The organism is Rhizomonospora bruguierae, from assembly GCF_018397995.1.
In the GTDB taxonomy this organism is placed as follows: domain Bacteria; phylum Actinomycetota; class Actinomycetes; order Mycobacteriales; family Micromonosporaceae; genus Rhizomonospora; species Rhizomonospora bruguierae.
Genome location: NZ_BBQH01000016.1, coordinates 159,056 through 174,667, shown reverse-complemented (window position 1 = coordinate 174,667; position 15,612 = coordinate 159,056). Strand labels below are relative to the sequence as shown.

Sequence of the window (15,612 nt, the reverse complement as noted above, 5' to 3'; positions counted from 1 at the left end):
TCGATGGTCAGCGGCAGGTCAGCAGGCGCCGTCCTCGACGGTCGCGGCGGGATACCCGGGGCCGGGATTGGACAGGTTGTGGGTGAACTTGACGACGATGCAGAACGGGTCGCGGCCGTCGTGGCTCATCTCGTACCGGTCCCCGCGCTCGTCGGAGCCACGGAAGTCGATCCTGAACCGCCCGCCGCCCACCGCGGCGAACTTGCCGGTGCCGGTGCCCCGGGTAGCCCGTTCGGCCGCCTTCTCCACGTCGAAGATGTGCACGGCATTCCCCTCGACGGGCGTGCGCTCCAGTTCCTCGGCGGTCGCCACCGCGGCGGCGCGGACGTCCCCGCGGTCGGGCCGGTTCGCCATGATTGCCACGACGATGATGACCGCCGCGGCGATGAGCCCCGCCACGATGGCCACGACGCTGGGCGGGCGGCGCGTGGCACCGCCGAGCGGACTCACGCCGCCGCCCCGGTCGGCTCCGCACCGGTCGAGTCCACAGGGGTGTCCAGAACGAATGTCACCCCGTCACTGTGCACCAGCCAGTCACGCGCGGACGGCCCGGGCGGGCCGGCGCGGCGCGGCCGGCGCGGCGCGGCCGGCGGATCTCAGCCGCCGGCCATCGCGCCGATGACCAGGAACGGCTCCTCCCCCGCGGCCACGCGGGCCGGGAGCGGGGCGTCCGGGGACTCGTTCGACAGGTCCTCCTCGCAGGCGTAGAAGCGGATGAACGCGCGCCGCTTGCCGGTGCGCTGGTCGCGGATCGTGCCGCGCAGCATCGGGTAACGGCCCTCCAGCGCGTCCAGCACCAGCCGCTGGGTGACCGGCCCGGCCGGCACGTCGAGGCCGACCTCGCCGCTGACCCCGGCCAGGTTCTTCAGGTGGGCCGGGAGCACGACCCGGATCGTGGGGCGGGTCATGGGAGCACCTGTACCTCCACCGAGAGGACGGAGGGCAGGTCGCGGACGATCGGCTGCCAGGTGTCGCCGCCGTCGGCGGAGCCGTAGACCTGGCCGCCGGTGGTCCCGAAGTAGATGCCGCACGGGTCCAGGGTGTCCACCGCCATCGCGTCGCGCAGCACGTTGACGTAGCAGTGGGCCTGGGGCAGGCCCTCGGTAAGCGGCTCCCACTCGTTGCCGCCGACCCGGCTGCGGTAGACCCGCAGCTTGCCCTCCGGCGGGTAGTGCTCCGAGTCGCTCTTGATCGGCACGACGTACACCGTCTCGGGCTCGTGCGCGTGCACGGCGATCGGGAAGCCGAAGTCGCTGGGCAGGTCGCCGCTGATCTCGTGCCAGGTGGCCCCCGCGTCGTCGCTGCGCATGACGTCCCAGTGCTTCTGCATGAACAGCACCTCGGGGCGGGACGGGTGCATCGCCAGGCGATGCACGCAGTGGCCGACCTCGGCGTCCTCGTCCGGGATCTGGCCGGAGCGCAGGCCCCGGTTGATGGGCTGCCAGGTGACGCCGCCGTCGTCGGTGCGGAAGGCGCCGGCCGCGGAGATGGCCACGTACATGCGCTCCCGCCGGGCCGGATCCAGGATGATCGTGTGCAGGCACATGCCACCGGCGCCGGGCTGCCAGCGCGGGCCCGACTCGTGGGTGCGCAGGCCGGGCAGTTCGGTCCACTTCTGGCCGCCGTCGGTGGTCTTGAAGATCGCCGCGTCCTCGGCGCCGGCGTAGACCGTGTCCGGGTCGTCCAGCGACGGTTCGAGGTGCCAGATCCGCTTGAACTCCCACGGCCGGGGGGTGCCGTCGTACCAGAGGTGCTCGCCGGCCTCGCCGGTGTACTCGAAGCCGTTGCCGACCGGCGACCAGGTGCGCCCGCCGTCGTCGGAGCGCTGCATCACCTGCCCGAACCAGCCGGAGGACTGGGATGCGTAGAGCCGCTCCGGGTCCGCCGGGGACCCCTTGACGTGGTACATCTCCCAGCCCCCGAAGTGGGGGCCGTCGACCTTCCACTCCCGCCGCGCGCCGTCCGCGGTCAGGATGAACGCGCCCTTGCGGGTGCCGACGAGAACTCGTACACCGCTCATGACCTCTCCCTCCATAGCTGGCCACTGAGTTGCCTACACCACACCCCCGACAGAATCACGGCGTGACCGGCCACCCCGCACCGCCGCCTTCTACCGCTCCCCCGGCGGCACGCTCGGCGTCGGCGCGGGGCCGTCCGGTACGCCGCCGAACTGATCCGTGACGCGCTCTGGCCGTACCCGGAGGACCTGCTCATCGCGACGAAGGTCGGGCCGGGCACGGACGCGTCCGGTGCGTGGATCGAGGCGACCACGCCGGAACTGCTGCGTGCGCAGGTGGCGGAGAACCTGCGCCGGCTCGGCCGGGACCACCTGGACCTGGTGAACCTGCGGATCGTCAAACGTCCGGGCCGGGACTCGATCGCCGAGCGCTTCGGCTACCTCGCCGACCTGCGCGACAAGGGGCTCATCCGCCACCTCGGCCTGTCCAACGTGCGGCCCGACCACCTGGCCGAGGCGCAGGTGATCGCGCCGGTCGCCAGGGGCGGCACGTGCTGGCCATTGCGGGCACCGGCGACCCGGAACACCTGGAACAGAACATCGCCGCCGGCGCGCTGCGCCTGAGCCCCGAGGAGCTGACCGCCCTCGGGTGAGGCGCCGCGACACCGGCGGCGACGGTGAACGGTTCCCGGCCGGCGCGACGCTGAGCCGACCGGGAACCGTGCGGTGCCGCGGTTACTTGACGTAGATGTTCAGGAAGAACGGCAGGCCCATGGTGGCGTCGCCCTCGAGACCGCCGAGGCCGGTGCCCGCCACGATCGCCATCTTGTCGTAGTACAGCGGCAGGGCCACGTACATGCCCATGATCTTCTCGTCCAGGGCCGCCCACTTCGCCGTGGCTTCCTCGGCCGGCAGGTTGGAGATGGAGTTGATCTCCTCGTCCAGCGCCTTGTCGCTCAGCATGCCCCAGGTCGTGCCCTCGTCGATGCTCTGCGAACGGAACAGCACCGGGAACCAGCTACCACCGGACGGCCAGTCCGAGCACCAGCCGCGCGGGGCCTGGCCCGCGTTCACCGATGCCTTGTAGTCACCGGTCTTGGCGCGCAACTCCGCGGTGGTCACCCCGATCGCCTTGACCGTGAAGCCGGCCTCCTTCAGCGCCTGCTCCCGCACCTGGCTGACCTGCTGGGTCACCGGCTTGGTGTTGTCGTAGAACCAGCTGATCTCGAAGCCGAGCTTGCCGGCGTCCTCGAGCATCTTCTTGGCCGCGGCCGGGTCGCCCTTGCCGGTGCCGCTCAGGTCCGCGACCGGGGTGTACTTCTTGTAGCCCGGCACGCTCGGCGGCAGAACCGTGCTGGCCGGCTCCGCGACGAACTCGTTCAGGCCCTGCGCGGTCCACAACTGGTCGTACGGGTACGCCTTCGCGACCGCCTTGCGCACCTCCAGCGGGATCTTGCGGGTGTCCATCTGCCACACGATCGTGCAGGGGCTGTCACCCTTGACCAACTGGTTGGCCTTCTCGCCCTGCAACTGCGGGATCAGCGACGCGTCGATGTTCTGGTAGTTCAGCGACGTGGCGTCCGGCCCGGTGCTGTTGAGCACCTGCTGCTGGTTCTTGATGTCGTCGACGCCCCACTTGAACACCCACGAATCCGGGTACTGGTGCCGCACCGGGTCGGTGTTCGGGTCCCAGTTCGGGTTCTGCTTCAACTTCAGCTCGGTACCCGGGGTGTACGTGTCGAACGCGTACGGGCCGGTCGAGATCGGGTGGTTCTTGTACTCCTGCCGGGTGTCCTTCGCCTCGGGGATCGGCGTGAACATCGGGAAGGACAGGTAGAACGGCAGGTCCGCGAACGGCTGCGCGAGGTGGATCACCAGGGTGGTGGCGTCCGGGGTCTCCACGCCGTCGTACTTGTCACCACCGGTGTAGGGGCCCTTGTACTTGTCGCCGTCCTTGAAGTAGCTCATCTGGTACGCCGGCCCGTTGGCGTACACGTCGTGCGCGAACGACCGCTTGATCGAGTAGGCCAGATCCTCGACCTTGACCTCGCTGCCGTCCTCGTACTTGATCCCGGACTGCATCGTGAACGTCCAGGTCAGCTTGTCCTCGGAGACGGTACCCAGGTCCGTCAGGTCCGGCACCAGCACCGGCTTGCCGTTGCGGATCGCGAACTGGGTCGGCGTGCGGAACAGCATCTTGCCGATCTCGTTCGAGTCCACATAGTAGATGTCGGTCGGGTCCATGGTGCTGGGCGTCGACTGGGAGTAGACGGTGACCGTCCCGCCCTTCTTCGCCCCGGGCACCTCGGGCGCCGGGCCCTTCGCGTTGGGGTCGGTGGCACTCTCCTGCTGCGCGATGTTGCCGCCGTCGTTGCCGCCGTTGTCGGAGTTGTTGGCCGACGGGCTGCCGCAGGCGGCCAGGCCGAGGACGGCCGCGGCGGCGATCGCCACGACCACTTTCATACGTCTCACGATGACTTCCACCTCACTGATGTGAACCGTGGCGGAGACCGCGTTCGGCGGCTCCGCGTACCGTGGGTCGCCGACGGGCGAGGATCGCTCCCGGCGGCGGTGACGTTCGACCGCCGCGGTACGGCCGGCGGTCGGCGACGGCCTTGCGTCGTGGGCCACCACCTGTCTGCTACGAGCAGAAACCATCCGGCGACCGGGCGAGGTTGGCGCCACGCCGCGACGTGACCAAGCTGTGATGAGCGCCGATACCGCGCGTGTTCACCGGGCACCGGGCCATCGATCCGGGCCATCGATTCCGGTCATCGATCGGGACCATCGATCGGGCGCCGGACGGCCCGGCCCGCCGGGGCTGGTCAGCGGGGCGGCCGCCGGTCGAGCACGCGGCGCATCTTGCCGGTCGAGCGCTCGACCGCGCCGGGCCCGGTCACGTCGACGGCGACGGTCACGCCGATGGTGCTCTTGACGAGCCGCACCAGCGCCCGACCCGCCTCCTCGGCACCGTCGGCCGGGGTGTCGGCGCGGCGCTCCACCCGCACCGTCAAGGCGTCGAGCCGGCCGTGGCGGTCGAGCACGCACTGGAAATGCGGGGACAGCCCGGGTACGCGCAGGATCAGCTCCTCGATCTGGGTCGGGAACAGATTCACGCCGCGCAGGATGATCATGTCGTCGGTGCGGCCGGTGACCCGCTCCATCCGGCGCATGGCGCGGGCGGTGCCGGGCAGCAGCCGGGTCAGGTCCCGGGTGCGGTAGCGCACCACCGGCATGGCCTCCCGGGTCAGCGAGGTGAGGACCAGTTCGCCAGGCTCGCCGTCGGGCAGCACCGCACCGGTCTCCGGGTCGATGACCTCCGGGTAGAAGTGGTCCTCCCACAGGTGCGGGCCGTCCTTGGTCTCGACGCACTCGCACGCCACGCCCGGGCCCATCACCTCGGAGAGCCCGTAGATGTCCACGGCGTCGATGCCGGCCCGGCGCTCCAGTTCGGCGCGCATGTCGCCGGTCCACGGCTCGGCGCCGAAGATGCCGGTCCGCAGGGTGGTGCCGCGCGGGTCCACGCCCTGGCGCTCCAGTTCGTCCAGGATGGCCAGCAGGTAGCTTGGGGTGACCATGATGATGTCCGGCGCCAGATCGCGGATCAGCAGCGCCTGCCGCTCCGTCATCCCCCCGGAGACCGGGATGACCGTGCAGCCCAGCTCCTCGGCGCCGTAGTGCGCGCCCAGGCCGCCGGTGAACAGCCCGTACCCGTACGCGACGTGCACCCGGTCGCCCGGGCGTCCACCGGCGGCGCGGATCGACCGGGCGACCAGCCGCGCCCACGTCCGCACGTCCGCCGCCGTGTACCCGACGAGCGTAGGGCGCCCGGTCGTACCGGAGGAGGCGTGCAGCCGGGCGATCCGCTCGCGCGGCACGGCGAACATGCCAAACGGGTACCGCTGGCGCAGGTCCTCCTTCGTGGTGAGCGGGAACCGCGCCAGGTCCGCGAGGCTCCGGCAGTCGTCGGGGTGCACCCCGGCGGCGTCGAACGCGGCCCGGTAGTGCGGCACGTGCTCGTACGCGTGCCGCAGCGACCAGCGCAGCCGCTCCAACTGGACCGCGCGCAACTCGTCGACGCCGGCCCGCTCGATGGGCTCCAACTCCGCCCGCACGTCCGCCATCGCCGCGCCTCCTCGGTGAGGTCCGATCCGGTCCGCGCGGCAACGATGCCACCGCCCGGCACGGGCGGGCAACCGTCCACGCCCCACCCGTTCGTCGCGGTGGCCTGCCACCACATCGGAATGGGCGGGCAACCGGGTCAGCGCAGTTCGCGCAGGACGGCGCCGAGGACCGCGACGCCCGCCTCCAGGGCGGCGGGCGCGTTGGCGGCGTAGCCGAGGACCAGCCCGGGCGGGCCGGCGCGCTGCCGGTGCCAGGACAGGGGCTGCGCCTTCACCCCGCGGGCCAGCGCCGCGGCGGCCAGGTCCGTGTCGCTCACGCCGGCGAGGGCGACCAGCAGGTGCAGCCCGGCGGCGGCGCCGTGCACGACCGCGCCGGGCAGGTGCGCGCGGACCGCGGCGAGCATCGCGTCCCGCCGGCGCACGTGCCGGCGGCGCAGGAAGCGCAGTTGCCGCTCCAGCTCCCCCGAGCCGATCAGCTGCGCCAGGACGAGCTGCGGCAGGGCCGCGCTGCCCAGGTCCGCCTCGCGCTTGGCGGCCACGAACGCGTCCCGGTACCGGGGCGGCACCAGCGCCCAGCCGAGCCGCAGCGCCGGCGCGAGCAGCTTGGACACGCTGCCGGCGTAGCAGACCCGCTCCGGCATCACCGAGCGCAGCGCGGGCACCGGTGGCCGGTCGTACCGGTGCTCCGCGTCGTAGTCGTCCTCGATCACCAGCCCGCCCGAGGCCGCCCAGCGGGCCAGCAGCCGGCGCCGCTCGCCGCCCAACACCACCCCGGTCGGGAACTGGTGGGCCGGGGTCACCATCACCGCCGGCGCCCCGCACCGGCTCAGGTCGTCGACGCGCAGCCCCTCGGCGTCCACGGCGACCGGCGGGGTGGCCAGCCCCCAACCGCCCACCTGCTGGCGGGCGCCGAGCGAGCCCGGGTCCTCCACGGCGACCGCCGTGACGCCCTCCGCCCGCAGGACCTGGGCGAGCAGGGCCAGCGCCTGGGCGACCCCGCCGACGATCACCACCTCGTCCGGGTCGGCGCGGATGCCCCGGTACCGGGCGAGCCAGCCGGCCACGGCGGTGCGCAGGGCGGCGGTGCCGCGCGGGTCGCCGTAGCCGAGGTCGGCGGGGGCGGCACGGTTCAGCACCGCCCGCTCCGCGCGCAGCCAGGCGGCGCGCGGGAAGGCCGCCAGGTCGGGCAGGCCCGGCGAGAGATCTATCCGGGCGGGGGCCGCCCGGAAGGCTTCGAACGTCTCGGCGCCGAACGGGCCGGTGGTCGCCCCGGCGCTGGCGGTTGCCGTGCGCCCCGGTCCGGGCGGCGGCACGGCGGCGGGCACCGGCACCGGCACCGCGACCACGACCGTGCCGGCCCGGCCGCGGCCCGCGACGTGCCCCTCCTCGACCAGGCGCCGGTACGCCTCGGTGACGACGCCCCGGGAGACGCCCAGGTCGGTGGCGAGCGCCCGGCTCGCCGGCAGCCGCCCGCCCGGCGGCAACCGCCCGTCCACTATGGCGGCCCGCAACCGGTCGGCCAGCCAGGCGGCCCGGCCCCCGGCCGGCGCCTCACCCGGGTCCAGGTGAAGGAAGTCGGAGCCACTGCCCGATATGGACCCGTCGACCGGCGTCGCGCGGGCACCGTCCACGGGGCCATTATGGTGCCGGACCGGTCAGGGCGTGAAGCGGGCGACATACCGGCGCTGCCACGGCGTCTCGACCGCCCGCCGGTGGTAGCGCTCGCGCACGTACGCCACCGCCCGCTCCGGCGGGACGCCGTCCAGCACCGCGAGACACCCGAGCGCGGTACCGGTGCGGCCGACACCGCCGCCGCAGGCGACCTCCACCCGCTCGGTCGCGGCCCGCTCCCACGCCTCGCGCAGCGCGGACCGGGCCGCGTCGCGGTCGGCCGGCAGGCGGAAGTCCGGCCAGCGCAGCCAGCGGCTCGGCCACGGGACGGGCACCGACGGGGGCCGGCCGAGCAGGTAGAGGCCGAAGGCCGGCGGCTCGCCGGGCGGCACCGGGTGGCGCAGCCCGCGCCCGCGCACCAGCCGCCCGGACGGCAGCCGCAGCACCCCTGGCTCCGACGGCTCCCAGAGTTCCGTCACCCCGCCACGATAGGACTCCCGTCGCCGCCGAATTTCTGACGTACCCGGGTGGCACCGTGACGAGTGATTGGACCAACCCTGCCGAGCCAAATTGGGTCTACTGGATGTGCCGCTGCATTCCTACGGTGATCATGTGAGCGTTGACGTACCCGCAAGGAGCGGACTGACCGTGGCCCAGGGCGCCGCGGTCTCCATCGGCGCCGTGCTCGGCACCGGCGTGGTCTCCCTGCCCGCCCTCGCCGCCCGGATCGCCGGGCCGGCGGCCCTGCTGGCCTGGGTCGCGCTGATCGCCCTGTCCGTGCCGCTGGCCGGCAGCTTCGCCGCCCGCTACCCGGACGGCGGCGGGGTCGCCACGTACGCCAGGATCGCGTTCGGGCGCCGGGCCGCCACCGCCGTCGGCTGGTGCTTCTACTTCGCCATCCCGGCCGGCGCCCCGGCCGCCGCGATGTTCGGCGGTGCCTACGTCGCCGCCGCGTTCGGCGGGGGTACCGCACCACGCTGGTCACCGCCGGGGTCCTGATCGCGGCCGTCACCGCCGCCAACGCCGCCGGCCTGCGGGTCTCCGGCCGGCTCCAGCTCGGCCTGGCCGCCGTGCTCGCCGCCCTGCTGCTGGCCGCCACGCTCACCGCGCTGCCGCACGCCCGCCTGGCCAACCTGCACCCGTTCGCCCCGCACGGCTGGCTGGCCATCGCCCCCGCCGCCGCGGTCCTGGTCTGGGGCTTCGCCGGCTGGGAGGCGGTCACCTCGCTGGCCGGTGACTTCCGCAACCCCCGGCGTGACGTGCCCCGCGCCACCGCCGTCGCGCTGGTGGTCGTCGCGCTGCTGTACCTGGGGGTCGCCGGCGCCAGCGCGCTCGTCCTCGGATCCGCGGCCGGCGACAGCGGCGCACCGCTGGCCGACCTGCTCGCGGTCGGCGCCGGCGGGCCGGCCCGCGCCCTGACCTCGCTCGTCGCCGTCCTGCTGACGTTCGGCGCCATGAACGCGTACTTCGCCGGCGGCGCCCGCCTCGGCGCCGCGCTCGGCCGCGACGCCGCGCTCCCCGCCTGGTTCGCCCAGGGCGCCACCACCGGCGCCGTGCCCCGGCGCAGCCTCGGCGTCGTGTGCGGGCTCTCCTTCGTCGCGCTCGCCGCGGTCGCCGCCACCGGCGGGCCGCACGCGTCGGTGCTGCTCACCACGGGCTCGTTCGTTCTGGTGTACCTGGTGGGCACGGCCGCGGCGGTCCGCCTGCTGCCGCGCGCCAGTTGGCCGCGCCGGGCCGCCGTCGTGGCCCTGGTCGCGGTGGAGCTCCTGGTCGGTGTCACCGGCCTCTACCTCGCCGCCGCACTGCTGGTCGCGCTCGCGGCCGTCGGCTACGACCGGTACCGCCACGGCCGGCGGGGCGGGACCGGGCCGCTCGGCGGGCTACTCCCCGGCGATCCAGGACGTCCAGTCGGCGGCGCCCGCGAGAGTGGCGCGGAGTTCGGCGAGGAACTCCAGGGCGTGGCCCCGGGCGGCGGCGCGCTCGGGCGGTGAGACCGGTCGGTGCCCGAGGGCCCGCCACACCAGGTACGCGGCCGCGGCGAGTTGGTGGCGCAGCACCCCGGCGAACGACCGCGGCTCGGCGGGTACCGGGGCGCCGCCCGCCGCCCGGTAGGCGCGCAGGACGGCCACGAACCGGCGTCGCTGCCAGCCACCGGCGATGCGACTGAAGGCGAGCGCCGAGCGCACCGCCTCCCGCTCCGCGAAGTCGGCGCCCGCGCCGTCCCAGTCCACCAGCACCGGGGTCCGCCGGGTGACCAGGACGTTGTCGGGCTTGACGTCGCGGTGAGTGAGGACCGGGTGGTGGCCCGGCCCGGCGCGCTCCACCGCCACGATGGCGCGGGCGATGTCGGGGAAGTAGGAACGCACCCGCTCGGTCCACGGCGTGGGCGGGCCCAGCCAGGAGTCCCACTCGGTCAGGGTGTGCGGGGCGGGTTCGTCGGGCGGCGAGGGTGCCGCCCGGGCGTGCAGCGACGCCAGGGTGTGCCCCACCCAGCCGAGGACCGCGTGGGGCACGTCCCGGTCCGGCAGCCGCGACCCGTGGCACCACTCGTGCACCCGGTAGCTGACCGGTCCACCATGGACGGTGAGGTCGACGAGCGGCGGCGGGACCGGGCGCGGCATGGGTACGCCCTGGCGGTAGGCGGCCCGCTCCACCTCGACGGCGGTCTCGTAGGCGGCCAGCCACCACGCCTCGCGGGAGCGGTTGAGCTGCTTGACGGCCCACTCCCCGCGATCGGTCCGCAGCCGCCACATGAGGTTCATCCGGCCGCCCGCGACCGGGGTCAGGCCGCCGGCCGGCACACCGAGGTCGAAGGCCGTCGCCAACGCCTTCGCCTGGTCGAGCCGCGCCACCCCCGGAGGATATGTCGGTGGCCGATGCCGCCCTTCCGCCCGGGGTGGGGCGGGAGGGCGGCGCGTAACCTTGTCCGGTGTCCGCGACCAGCGCCGCCGCCCCCGACTTCGGGTTGACGGCCGACTGTGCCCGCTGCGCCGGCCTCTGCTGCGTGGTCCCGGCGTTCGCCGCCTCCGCCGACTTCGCCATCGACAAGCCGGCCGGTCATCCCTGCCGCAACCTGCGCGCCGACTTCCGCTGCGGGATCCATGACCGGCTGCGCCCGGCCGGCTTCCCCGGCTGCACCGCGTTCGACTGCTTCGGCGCCGGGCAGAAGGTCGTCCAGGTCACGTTCGGCGGCCGGGACTGGCGCACCGGTCCGGACCTGGCCGGGGCGATGTTCGCCGCGTTCCGGGTCATGCGCGAGCTGCACGAGCTGCTGCGGTACCTGACCGAGGCGGTCACCCTCGACCCGCCCGCCCGGCTGCGCGCCGACCTCGGCCGCGCCCTCGACGAGACCGAACGCCACACCCTCCTGGACCCCCGGGCGCTCACCGCCCTGGACGTGGCCGCCCACTGGCGCGCGACGAACGCCCTCCTGGTCGCCGTCAGCGCCGACACACGCGGCGGCACCCCCGGGCGCGACCTGCGGGGCGCGGATCTGATCGGCAAGGATCTGCGCGGGGCCGACCTGCGGGCGGCGAACCTGCGCGGCGCGTACCTGATCGGTGCCGACCTCGCCCACGCCGACCTGCGCCGCGCCGACCTGATCGGCGCGGACCTGCGCGGCACCCGGCTCGCCGGGGCCGATCTCACCGGCGCGCTGTTCCTGACCCAGCCGCAACTGGACGCCGCCCTCGGCGACGCCGCGACCCGGCTGCCGGCCACCCTGGCCCGGCCCACCCACTGGGCCACGGCGGGCAGACGCGCACCCGCACCGCCGTTTGGCACCCGCCCCTCCGGGGTAACCCGCCGGCCGCCGTCCATTCAGCCTGCTCCACCTCGGGTGGCGGGCAGGCCGAGCGCTGAGGAGCCAACCCATGCCCGGTGACGCCGGCGACCGCGACCCCCGCTCCGCCGAACCGCCGGAGGAAGCGGTCGACGCCGCGAACCCGCACCCACCGCCGGGGCGGCCCCGCCCGCACATCGGCTCGTCCGGCGGTGGGCCGTACGCGGTCCCCGGGGCGATCACCGAGGTACATGACGACGAGGAGGACGGGGCCGAGCCGCCGGGCACGTCGGAGCCCCCCGAGAATCCGGGACCCGAGGAGCAGACGGAGGGCTGACCCGGGCTCGCGGACGTGTCAGTCCCACCCGCACCCCGGCCCGCAAGCGGCCGAGAGTGTCCGGGGTGGGTGCGCTAATTGCGTTGAGCCGGACGGCAGGTCCGGGTCAGGCTGAGACACCGCCAGTGATTGGACACCCTCCCGATGCGCCTGCTCCGCGACCTGTGGACCGCCTCGCCGCGCCGTACCGCGCTGCTCGGCCTGTTGATCGTGCTCGGTGCCGGCGGGCAGGCGGCCGGGGCGGCGCTGGCCGGTCCGGTGCTGCTCCATCGTTCCGTGCCGCTGTTCCTCGCGCTGTGCGCGGCGGCGGCGGCCGCCGTGCTGACCGATCTCGTGGTCGGGTTGATCGCCGCCCGGCTCACCGCCGACTGGACGGCCGACGTGCGGCGCCGGCTGTGCCGGGTGGCGCTCGGGCAGGACCTGCCGACGCTGGAGACGACACCGGTCGGCGAGTTGCTCGACCGGATCGACGGCGACGTGTACCAGGTCGGTTCGGAGCTGCGCGGGCACGGTGTGCGGATCGCCCAGGCGGTGGCCGCGGGCGGGCTGTCCATCGGCGCGGCGCTGATCGTGTGGTGGCCCGCCGGCGTGACCATGCTCGGGCTGGCCGTGTTCCTCGGCGCCGTCCTGCGCAAGCCCGCCGGCCGGATCGGCCCCGCCCGGATGGGCGAGGAGGAGGCCTGGTCGGACCTGGCCGCGGTGATGGAGGAGTCCATCCACGGCCAGGACGACGTGCGCACCAGCCTGGCCCGGCCGTACGTGCTGCGGCTGTACGCGCGCCGGGCGAGCCGGGTGCTGGAGCGGGGCCGCCGGGTCTGGGCGATGTCGGCGCGGGTCACCACGGCGGCGTCCTGCGTGACCCGGGTGGGCATCGCCGCGGTGGTGCTCGGCGGCGTCTGGGCGCTGGCGGTCGGCCGGGTGGACGGCGCCCGGCTGACCGCGATCTGGCTGCTGGCGCTGGGCTTCGGCGGCACGGTCGAGCACGTCAGCCGGATGGTTCCCGAGCTTCAGTACGCGCTGGGCGCCTGGGGCCGCATCCTGCTGCTGCGGGACTCGAAGCAGGAGCCCAGCGGCGGCGTCCCGCCCGGCGGCGGTGACGTCGCCATCCGGGGCCTGACGTTCCGGTACGCCGCGGGGGCGGACGACGACCGTGCCCCGGCGCTGCGCGACGTGCGCCTGACGTTCACCCGGGGCCGGTCGTACGCGCTGATCGGGCGCACCGGCTCGGGCAAGTCCACGCTGGCCAAGGTGCTGACCCGGGCGGTGGACGTGCCGCGCGGCACGGTCTTCGTCGGCGGCACGGACCTGCTCGACGTGGACGTGGAGGCGCTGCGCCGGTGGGTCGCCGTGGTGCCGCAGCGCACCGAGATCCTCGCCGGCACGGTGGCGGAGAACATCGCCCTGTTCGACCCGGACCTGCTGGCGCCGGCCGCCCGCGCGGTGCGGGAGCTGGGCCTGGAGTCGTGGGTGGCCGACCTGCCGGCGGGCATGGACACCCGGCTCGGCGAGGGCGGCCACGTGCTCTCGGCGGGCCAGGAGCAGCTCGTCGCGTTCGCCCGGATCCTGGTTCGGGACCCGCACGTGGTGATCCTCGACGAGGCCACCGCCCGGATGGACCCGGTCACGGAGGCGCGGGTGCAGCGGGCCACCGAACGGCTGCTGCGGGACCGGATCGGCATCGTCATCGCGCACCGGCTCTCGTCGGTGCGCGGCTGCGACGAGGTGGTCGTGCTCACCGACGGCGAGGTCGTGGAGGCCGGCCCGCTGGCCGGCTCCAAGCGCTTCGCCGGCCTGCTCGCCAGCAGCAACGCCGGTGCCGGCGACGGCACCCGCACCATTCTCGCCCCGAGCGACGCTCTCGCCGGCGACAATGTCTTCACCGAGGGCAGCACGGTGGCCGGGAACGCGGGACTGACCGAGAGCAGCGCGGTGGCCGTCGCGGTCGGCGCCGGGGGCGGGGAGACCGCCGCCGGCGGCCGGGCGGCCGGCGGGGCGGCCGGCCGGTTGCTGCCGGAGGACGGCGCCGGGTGGAGCGCACCGGCGGCGCGGCGCACCGTCGAGCAGACCGCGCCGCCGAAGGCGGACCCGCCGCCGCTGCCCCCGCCGCCGCCCGCCCGAACCATGCGCGAGATCCTGCGCCTGGCCACCAACGACCCCCGGTACGGGCTCGGCGCGGTCGGCGTGTTCATGGTGATGGCGCTGTTCGGCCTGGACGGCTCGGTGCTGCCATGGCTGTGGGCGCACCTGGTGGACGGGGTCGGTGGGCTGTTCTGGCCGGCGGCCGGCATCGTCGCCGCGCTGCTGCTGACCGCGCCGGTGTCCTACTTCGCCGGGCGCTGGTTCCCCGAGTGGTGGGTCCGGCAGATGCTGCGGATCAGCCTGCGCCTGGTGCACGGGCAGACCGGCCCGCGCCGGGTCAGCGGGCACACCCCGGCGGAGGTGGTCGCCCAGGGCGGCGACACCGAACGGGTGGTGATCCTCGCCGACAACCTCATCGACCAGTTGATCTGCGCGCTGATCGTGGTCGGGATGACCGCGGTGACCGGCTCCGTCGTGCCGGCGCTGTTCTTCCTCGGCACGATGGCGCTCTCCGGCGCCGCGGCCACCCTGTTCGGCCCGCTGCTGGCCGGGGCGGCCCGGCGCACGGTCGCGGCCCGGGCGGCGTTCGCGACCGCGCTGGTCTCATCGCTGTCGGCGGCCCGCAGCGTGAAGCTGGCCGGCGCCACCCGCCCGGTCCTGGCCCACCTGGCCCGGCTCGACGCGCAGCGCAGCGACCGGCAGCGCCGGGAGATCGCCATCCAGGTCTGGGCGCGGTCCACCCCGTCGATCGCCAGCGGGCTGCTGCCGCTGGTCGCCTGGGCGCTCTACCTGAACGGCCAGCTCAGCGCCGGCGCGACCCTGGTGATCGTGTCGACGCTCGGCGCCGCGCGGTGGTTCGCCTGGACCACGGCGTCGCTGGTGTCGCAGTTCCCCTCGGCCCGGGTGTGGACCCGGCGCACGGTGGCGATGACCGGGGTCGGGGCGTACTCGTCGGCCGTCCCGGCGGTGGACATCTGCGCCGGTACCGCACCGGTGGCGGAGGCCGCGCCGCGGCACCCGCTGCGCCGGCTGGAGCTTTCCGGGTTCACCGCCGTGCACGAGGACGGCACACTCGGCGTCCGCGGGGTCGACCTGACCGTGCGCCGGGGTGAGCTGGTGCTGGTCGTCGGCCCGGTGGGCGCCGGCAAGTCGTCGCTGCTGCGGGCGCTGGCCGGCATCGTGCACCACCGGGGCGCGCTGCGCTGGAACGACCAGGAGATCACCGAGCCGGAGCTGTTCCTGCGGCCGAACCAGGTCGGCTACGTGGCCCAGTTGCCCCGGGTGCTGTCCGGCACGGTGGCGGACAACATCCGGCTGGGCCACGAGGTGGACGCGGCCAGCGCAATCTCCACCGCGCAGCTGGACCACGACCTGGCCGCGGCCGGCGGCGGGCTGGGCCTGCTGATCGGGCACAAGGGCACCCGGCTGTCCGGCGGTCAGCTCCAGCGGCTGGCCCTGGCCCGGGCGCTGGCACCGCGCACGGAACTGCTGATCGCCGACGACGTGTCGTCCGCCCTGGACGTCACGACGGAGCTGGAGCTGTGGCGGGCGCTGCGCGCGCACGGCGTGACGGTGGTCGGCTCGACGTCCAAGCGGGCCGCGCTGGCCCAGGCGGACCGGGTCGTGGTGCTCCTGGGCGGCGCGGCCGTGGCCCAGGGCACCTGGCCCGAGTTGGCCGAGCGGTGGGGTCACCTCGCGGGCTGACCCGTGGGGCCGCGGCCGG

The 15,612-nt window shown here is 74.8% G+C and carries 14 protein-coding genes; 6 read left to right on the top strand and 8 right to left on the bottom strand.

Features of this window, described 5'->3' with window-relative positions:
• Positions 1 to 18: 18 nt before the first annotated feature.
• The 3 genes from KJS59_RS08415 to KJS59_RS08405 all read right to left on the bottom strand — a co-directional run bounded on the left by KJS59_RS08415 (position 19) and on the right by KJS59_RS08405 (position 2,020).
• Entirely contained in the window at positions 19 to 450 is a 432-nt protein-coding gene (locus tag KJS59_RS08415; protein ID WP_213451765.1) for a hypothetical protein, read from the bottom strand.
• A 146-nt stretch (positions 451 to 596) separates the two neighbouring features.
• Entirely contained in the window at positions 597 to 908 is a 312-nt protein-coding gene (locus KJS59_RS08410; RefSeq protein ID WP_213451764.1) for a MoaD/ThiS family protein, read from the bottom strand.
• Complete coding sequence (locus KJS59_RS08405; protein WP_213451763.1) at positions 905 to 2,020, bottom strand: WD40/YVTN/BNR-like repeat-containing protein; 1,116 nt, start codon at positions 2,018 to 2,020, stop codon at positions 905 to 907. Before KJS59_RS08405 ends, KJS59_RS08410 begins: the two co-directional genes overlap by 4 nt.
• A 150-nt stretch (positions 2,021 to 2,170) precedes the next feature.
• Here KJS59_RS08405 and KJS59_RS08400 point away from each other — a divergent pair, with 150 nt between their 5' ends.
• Positions 2,171 to 2,581, top strand: coding sequence for an aldo/keto reductase (locus tag KJS59_RS08400; RefSeq protein ID WP_306345155.1), 411 nt, complete (start codon positions 2,171 to 2,173; stop codon positions 2,579 to 2,581).
• A 111-nt stretch (positions 2,582 to 2,692) separates the two neighbouring features.
• Here KJS59_RS08400 and KJS59_RS08395 read toward each other — a convergent pair whose 3' ends face one another.
• From KJS59_RS08395 to KJS59_RS08380, 4 genes are all read right to left on the bottom strand, one after another.
• Complete coding sequence (locus tag KJS59_RS08395; protein WP_249713986.1) at positions 2,693 to 4,420, bottom strand: ABC transporter substrate-binding protein; 1,728 nt, start codon at positions 4,418 to 4,420, stop codon at positions 2,693 to 2,695.
• Positions 4,421 to 4,782: 362 nt separating this feature from the next.
• The gene (paaK, locus tag KJS59_RS08390; RefSeq protein ID WP_213451760.1) at positions 4,783 to 6,081 is read right to left on the bottom strand and encodes a phenylacetate--CoA ligase PaaK; all 1,299 of its coding nucleotides are present in this window, start codon (positions 6,079 to 6,081) and stop codon (positions 4,783 to 4,785) included.
• Positions 6,082 to 6,218: 137 nt separating this feature from the next.
• Complete coding sequence (gene pdxR / locus KJS59_RS08385) at positions 6,219 to 7,712, bottom strand: MocR-like pyridoxine biosynthesis transcription factor PdxR (RefSeq protein ID WP_213451759.1); 1,494 nt, start codon at positions 7,710 to 7,712, stop codon at positions 6,219 to 6,221.
• Between the two features lie 24 nt (positions 7,713 to 7,736).
• Positions 7,737 to 8,171 (bottom strand): protein-tyrosine phosphatase family protein, encoded by a 435-nt coding sequence (locus KJS59_RS08380; RefSeq protein ID WP_249713978.1) that lies wholly within the window; start codon positions 8,169 to 8,171, stop codon positions 7,737 to 7,739.
• A gap of 133 nt (positions 8,172 to 8,304) precedes the next feature.
• On the opposite strand from KJS59_RS08380, the gene KJS59_RS31715 reads away from it, so the two are divergent.
• Together KJS59_RS31715 and KJS59_RS08375 are read left to right on the top strand one after the other, a co-directional pair.
• A complete protein-coding gene (locus tag KJS59_RS31715) occupies positions 8,305 to 8,691 on the top strand; it encodes an amino acid permease (protein WP_283775756.1) in 387 nt (128 codons plus the stop codon).
• Positions 8,574 to 9,683, top strand: coding sequence for an APC family permease (locus tag KJS59_RS08375; RefSeq protein WP_283775755.1), 1,110 nt, complete (start codon positions 8,574 to 8,576; stop codon positions 9,681 to 9,683). The genes KJS59_RS31715 and KJS59_RS08375 overlap by 118 nt, the downstream gene beginning before the upstream one ends.
• Here the strand turns inward: KJS59_RS08375 and KJS59_RS08370 are convergent.
• Positions 9,573 to 10,544, bottom strand: coding sequence for a phosphotransferase (locus tag KJS59_RS08370; RefSeq protein ID WP_213451758.1), 972 nt, complete (start codon positions 10,542 to 10,544; stop codon positions 9,573 to 9,575). The two genes, KJS59_RS08375 and KJS59_RS08370, sit on opposite strands and share 111 nt — an antisense overlap.
• A gap of 77 nt (positions 10,545 to 10,621) precedes the next feature.
• On the opposite strand from KJS59_RS08370, the gene KJS59_RS08365 reads away from it, so the two are divergent.
• From KJS59_RS08365 to KJS59_RS08355, 3 genes are all read left to right on the top strand, one after another.
• Positions 10,622 to 11,575, top strand: coding sequence for a pentapeptide repeat-containing protein (locus KJS59_RS08365; protein WP_213451756.1), 954 nt, complete (start codon positions 10,622 to 10,624; stop codon positions 11,573 to 11,575).
• Positions 11,565 to 11,810, top strand: coding sequence for a hypothetical protein (locus KJS59_RS08360; protein ID WP_213451755.1), 246 nt, complete (start codon positions 11,565 to 11,567; stop codon positions 11,808 to 11,810). Before KJS59_RS08365 ends, KJS59_RS08360 begins: the two co-directional genes overlap by 11 nt.
• A gap of 144 nt (positions 11,811 to 11,954) precedes the next feature.
• Positions 11,955 to 15,593 (top strand): ATP-binding cassette domain-containing protein, encoded by a 3,639-nt coding sequence (locus tag KJS59_RS08355; protein WP_213451754.1) that lies wholly within the window; start codon positions 11,955 to 11,957, stop codon positions 15,591 to 15,593.
• Positions 15,594 to 15,612: the final 19 nt, after the last annotated feature.

Coding starts and splice junctions, on each gene's coding strand:
- KJS59_RS08395 (WP_249713986.1), bottom strand. CDS start 4,420: ATGAAAGTGGTCGTGGCGATCGCCGCCGCGGCCGTCCTCGGCCTGGCC.
- KJS59_RS08355 (WP_213451754.1), top strand. CDS start 11,955: ATGCGCCTGCTCCGCGACCTGTGGACCGCCTCGCCGCGCCGTACCGCG.
- KJS59_RS08360 (WP_213451755.1), top strand. CDS start 11,565: ATGCCCGGTGACGCCGGCGACCGCGACCCCCGCTCCGCCGAACCGCCG.
- KJS59_RS08410 (WP_213451764.1), bottom strand. CDS start 908: ATGACCCGCCCCACGATCCGGGTCGTGCTCCCGGCCCACCTGAAGAAC.
- KJS59_RS08405 (WP_213451763.1), bottom strand. CDS start 2,020: ATGAGCGGTGTACGAGTTCTCGTCGGCACCCGCAAGGGCGCGTTCATC.
- paaK (WP_213451760.1), bottom strand. CDS start 6,081: ATGGCGGACGTGCGGGCGGAGTTGGAGCCCATCGAGCGGGCCGGCGTC.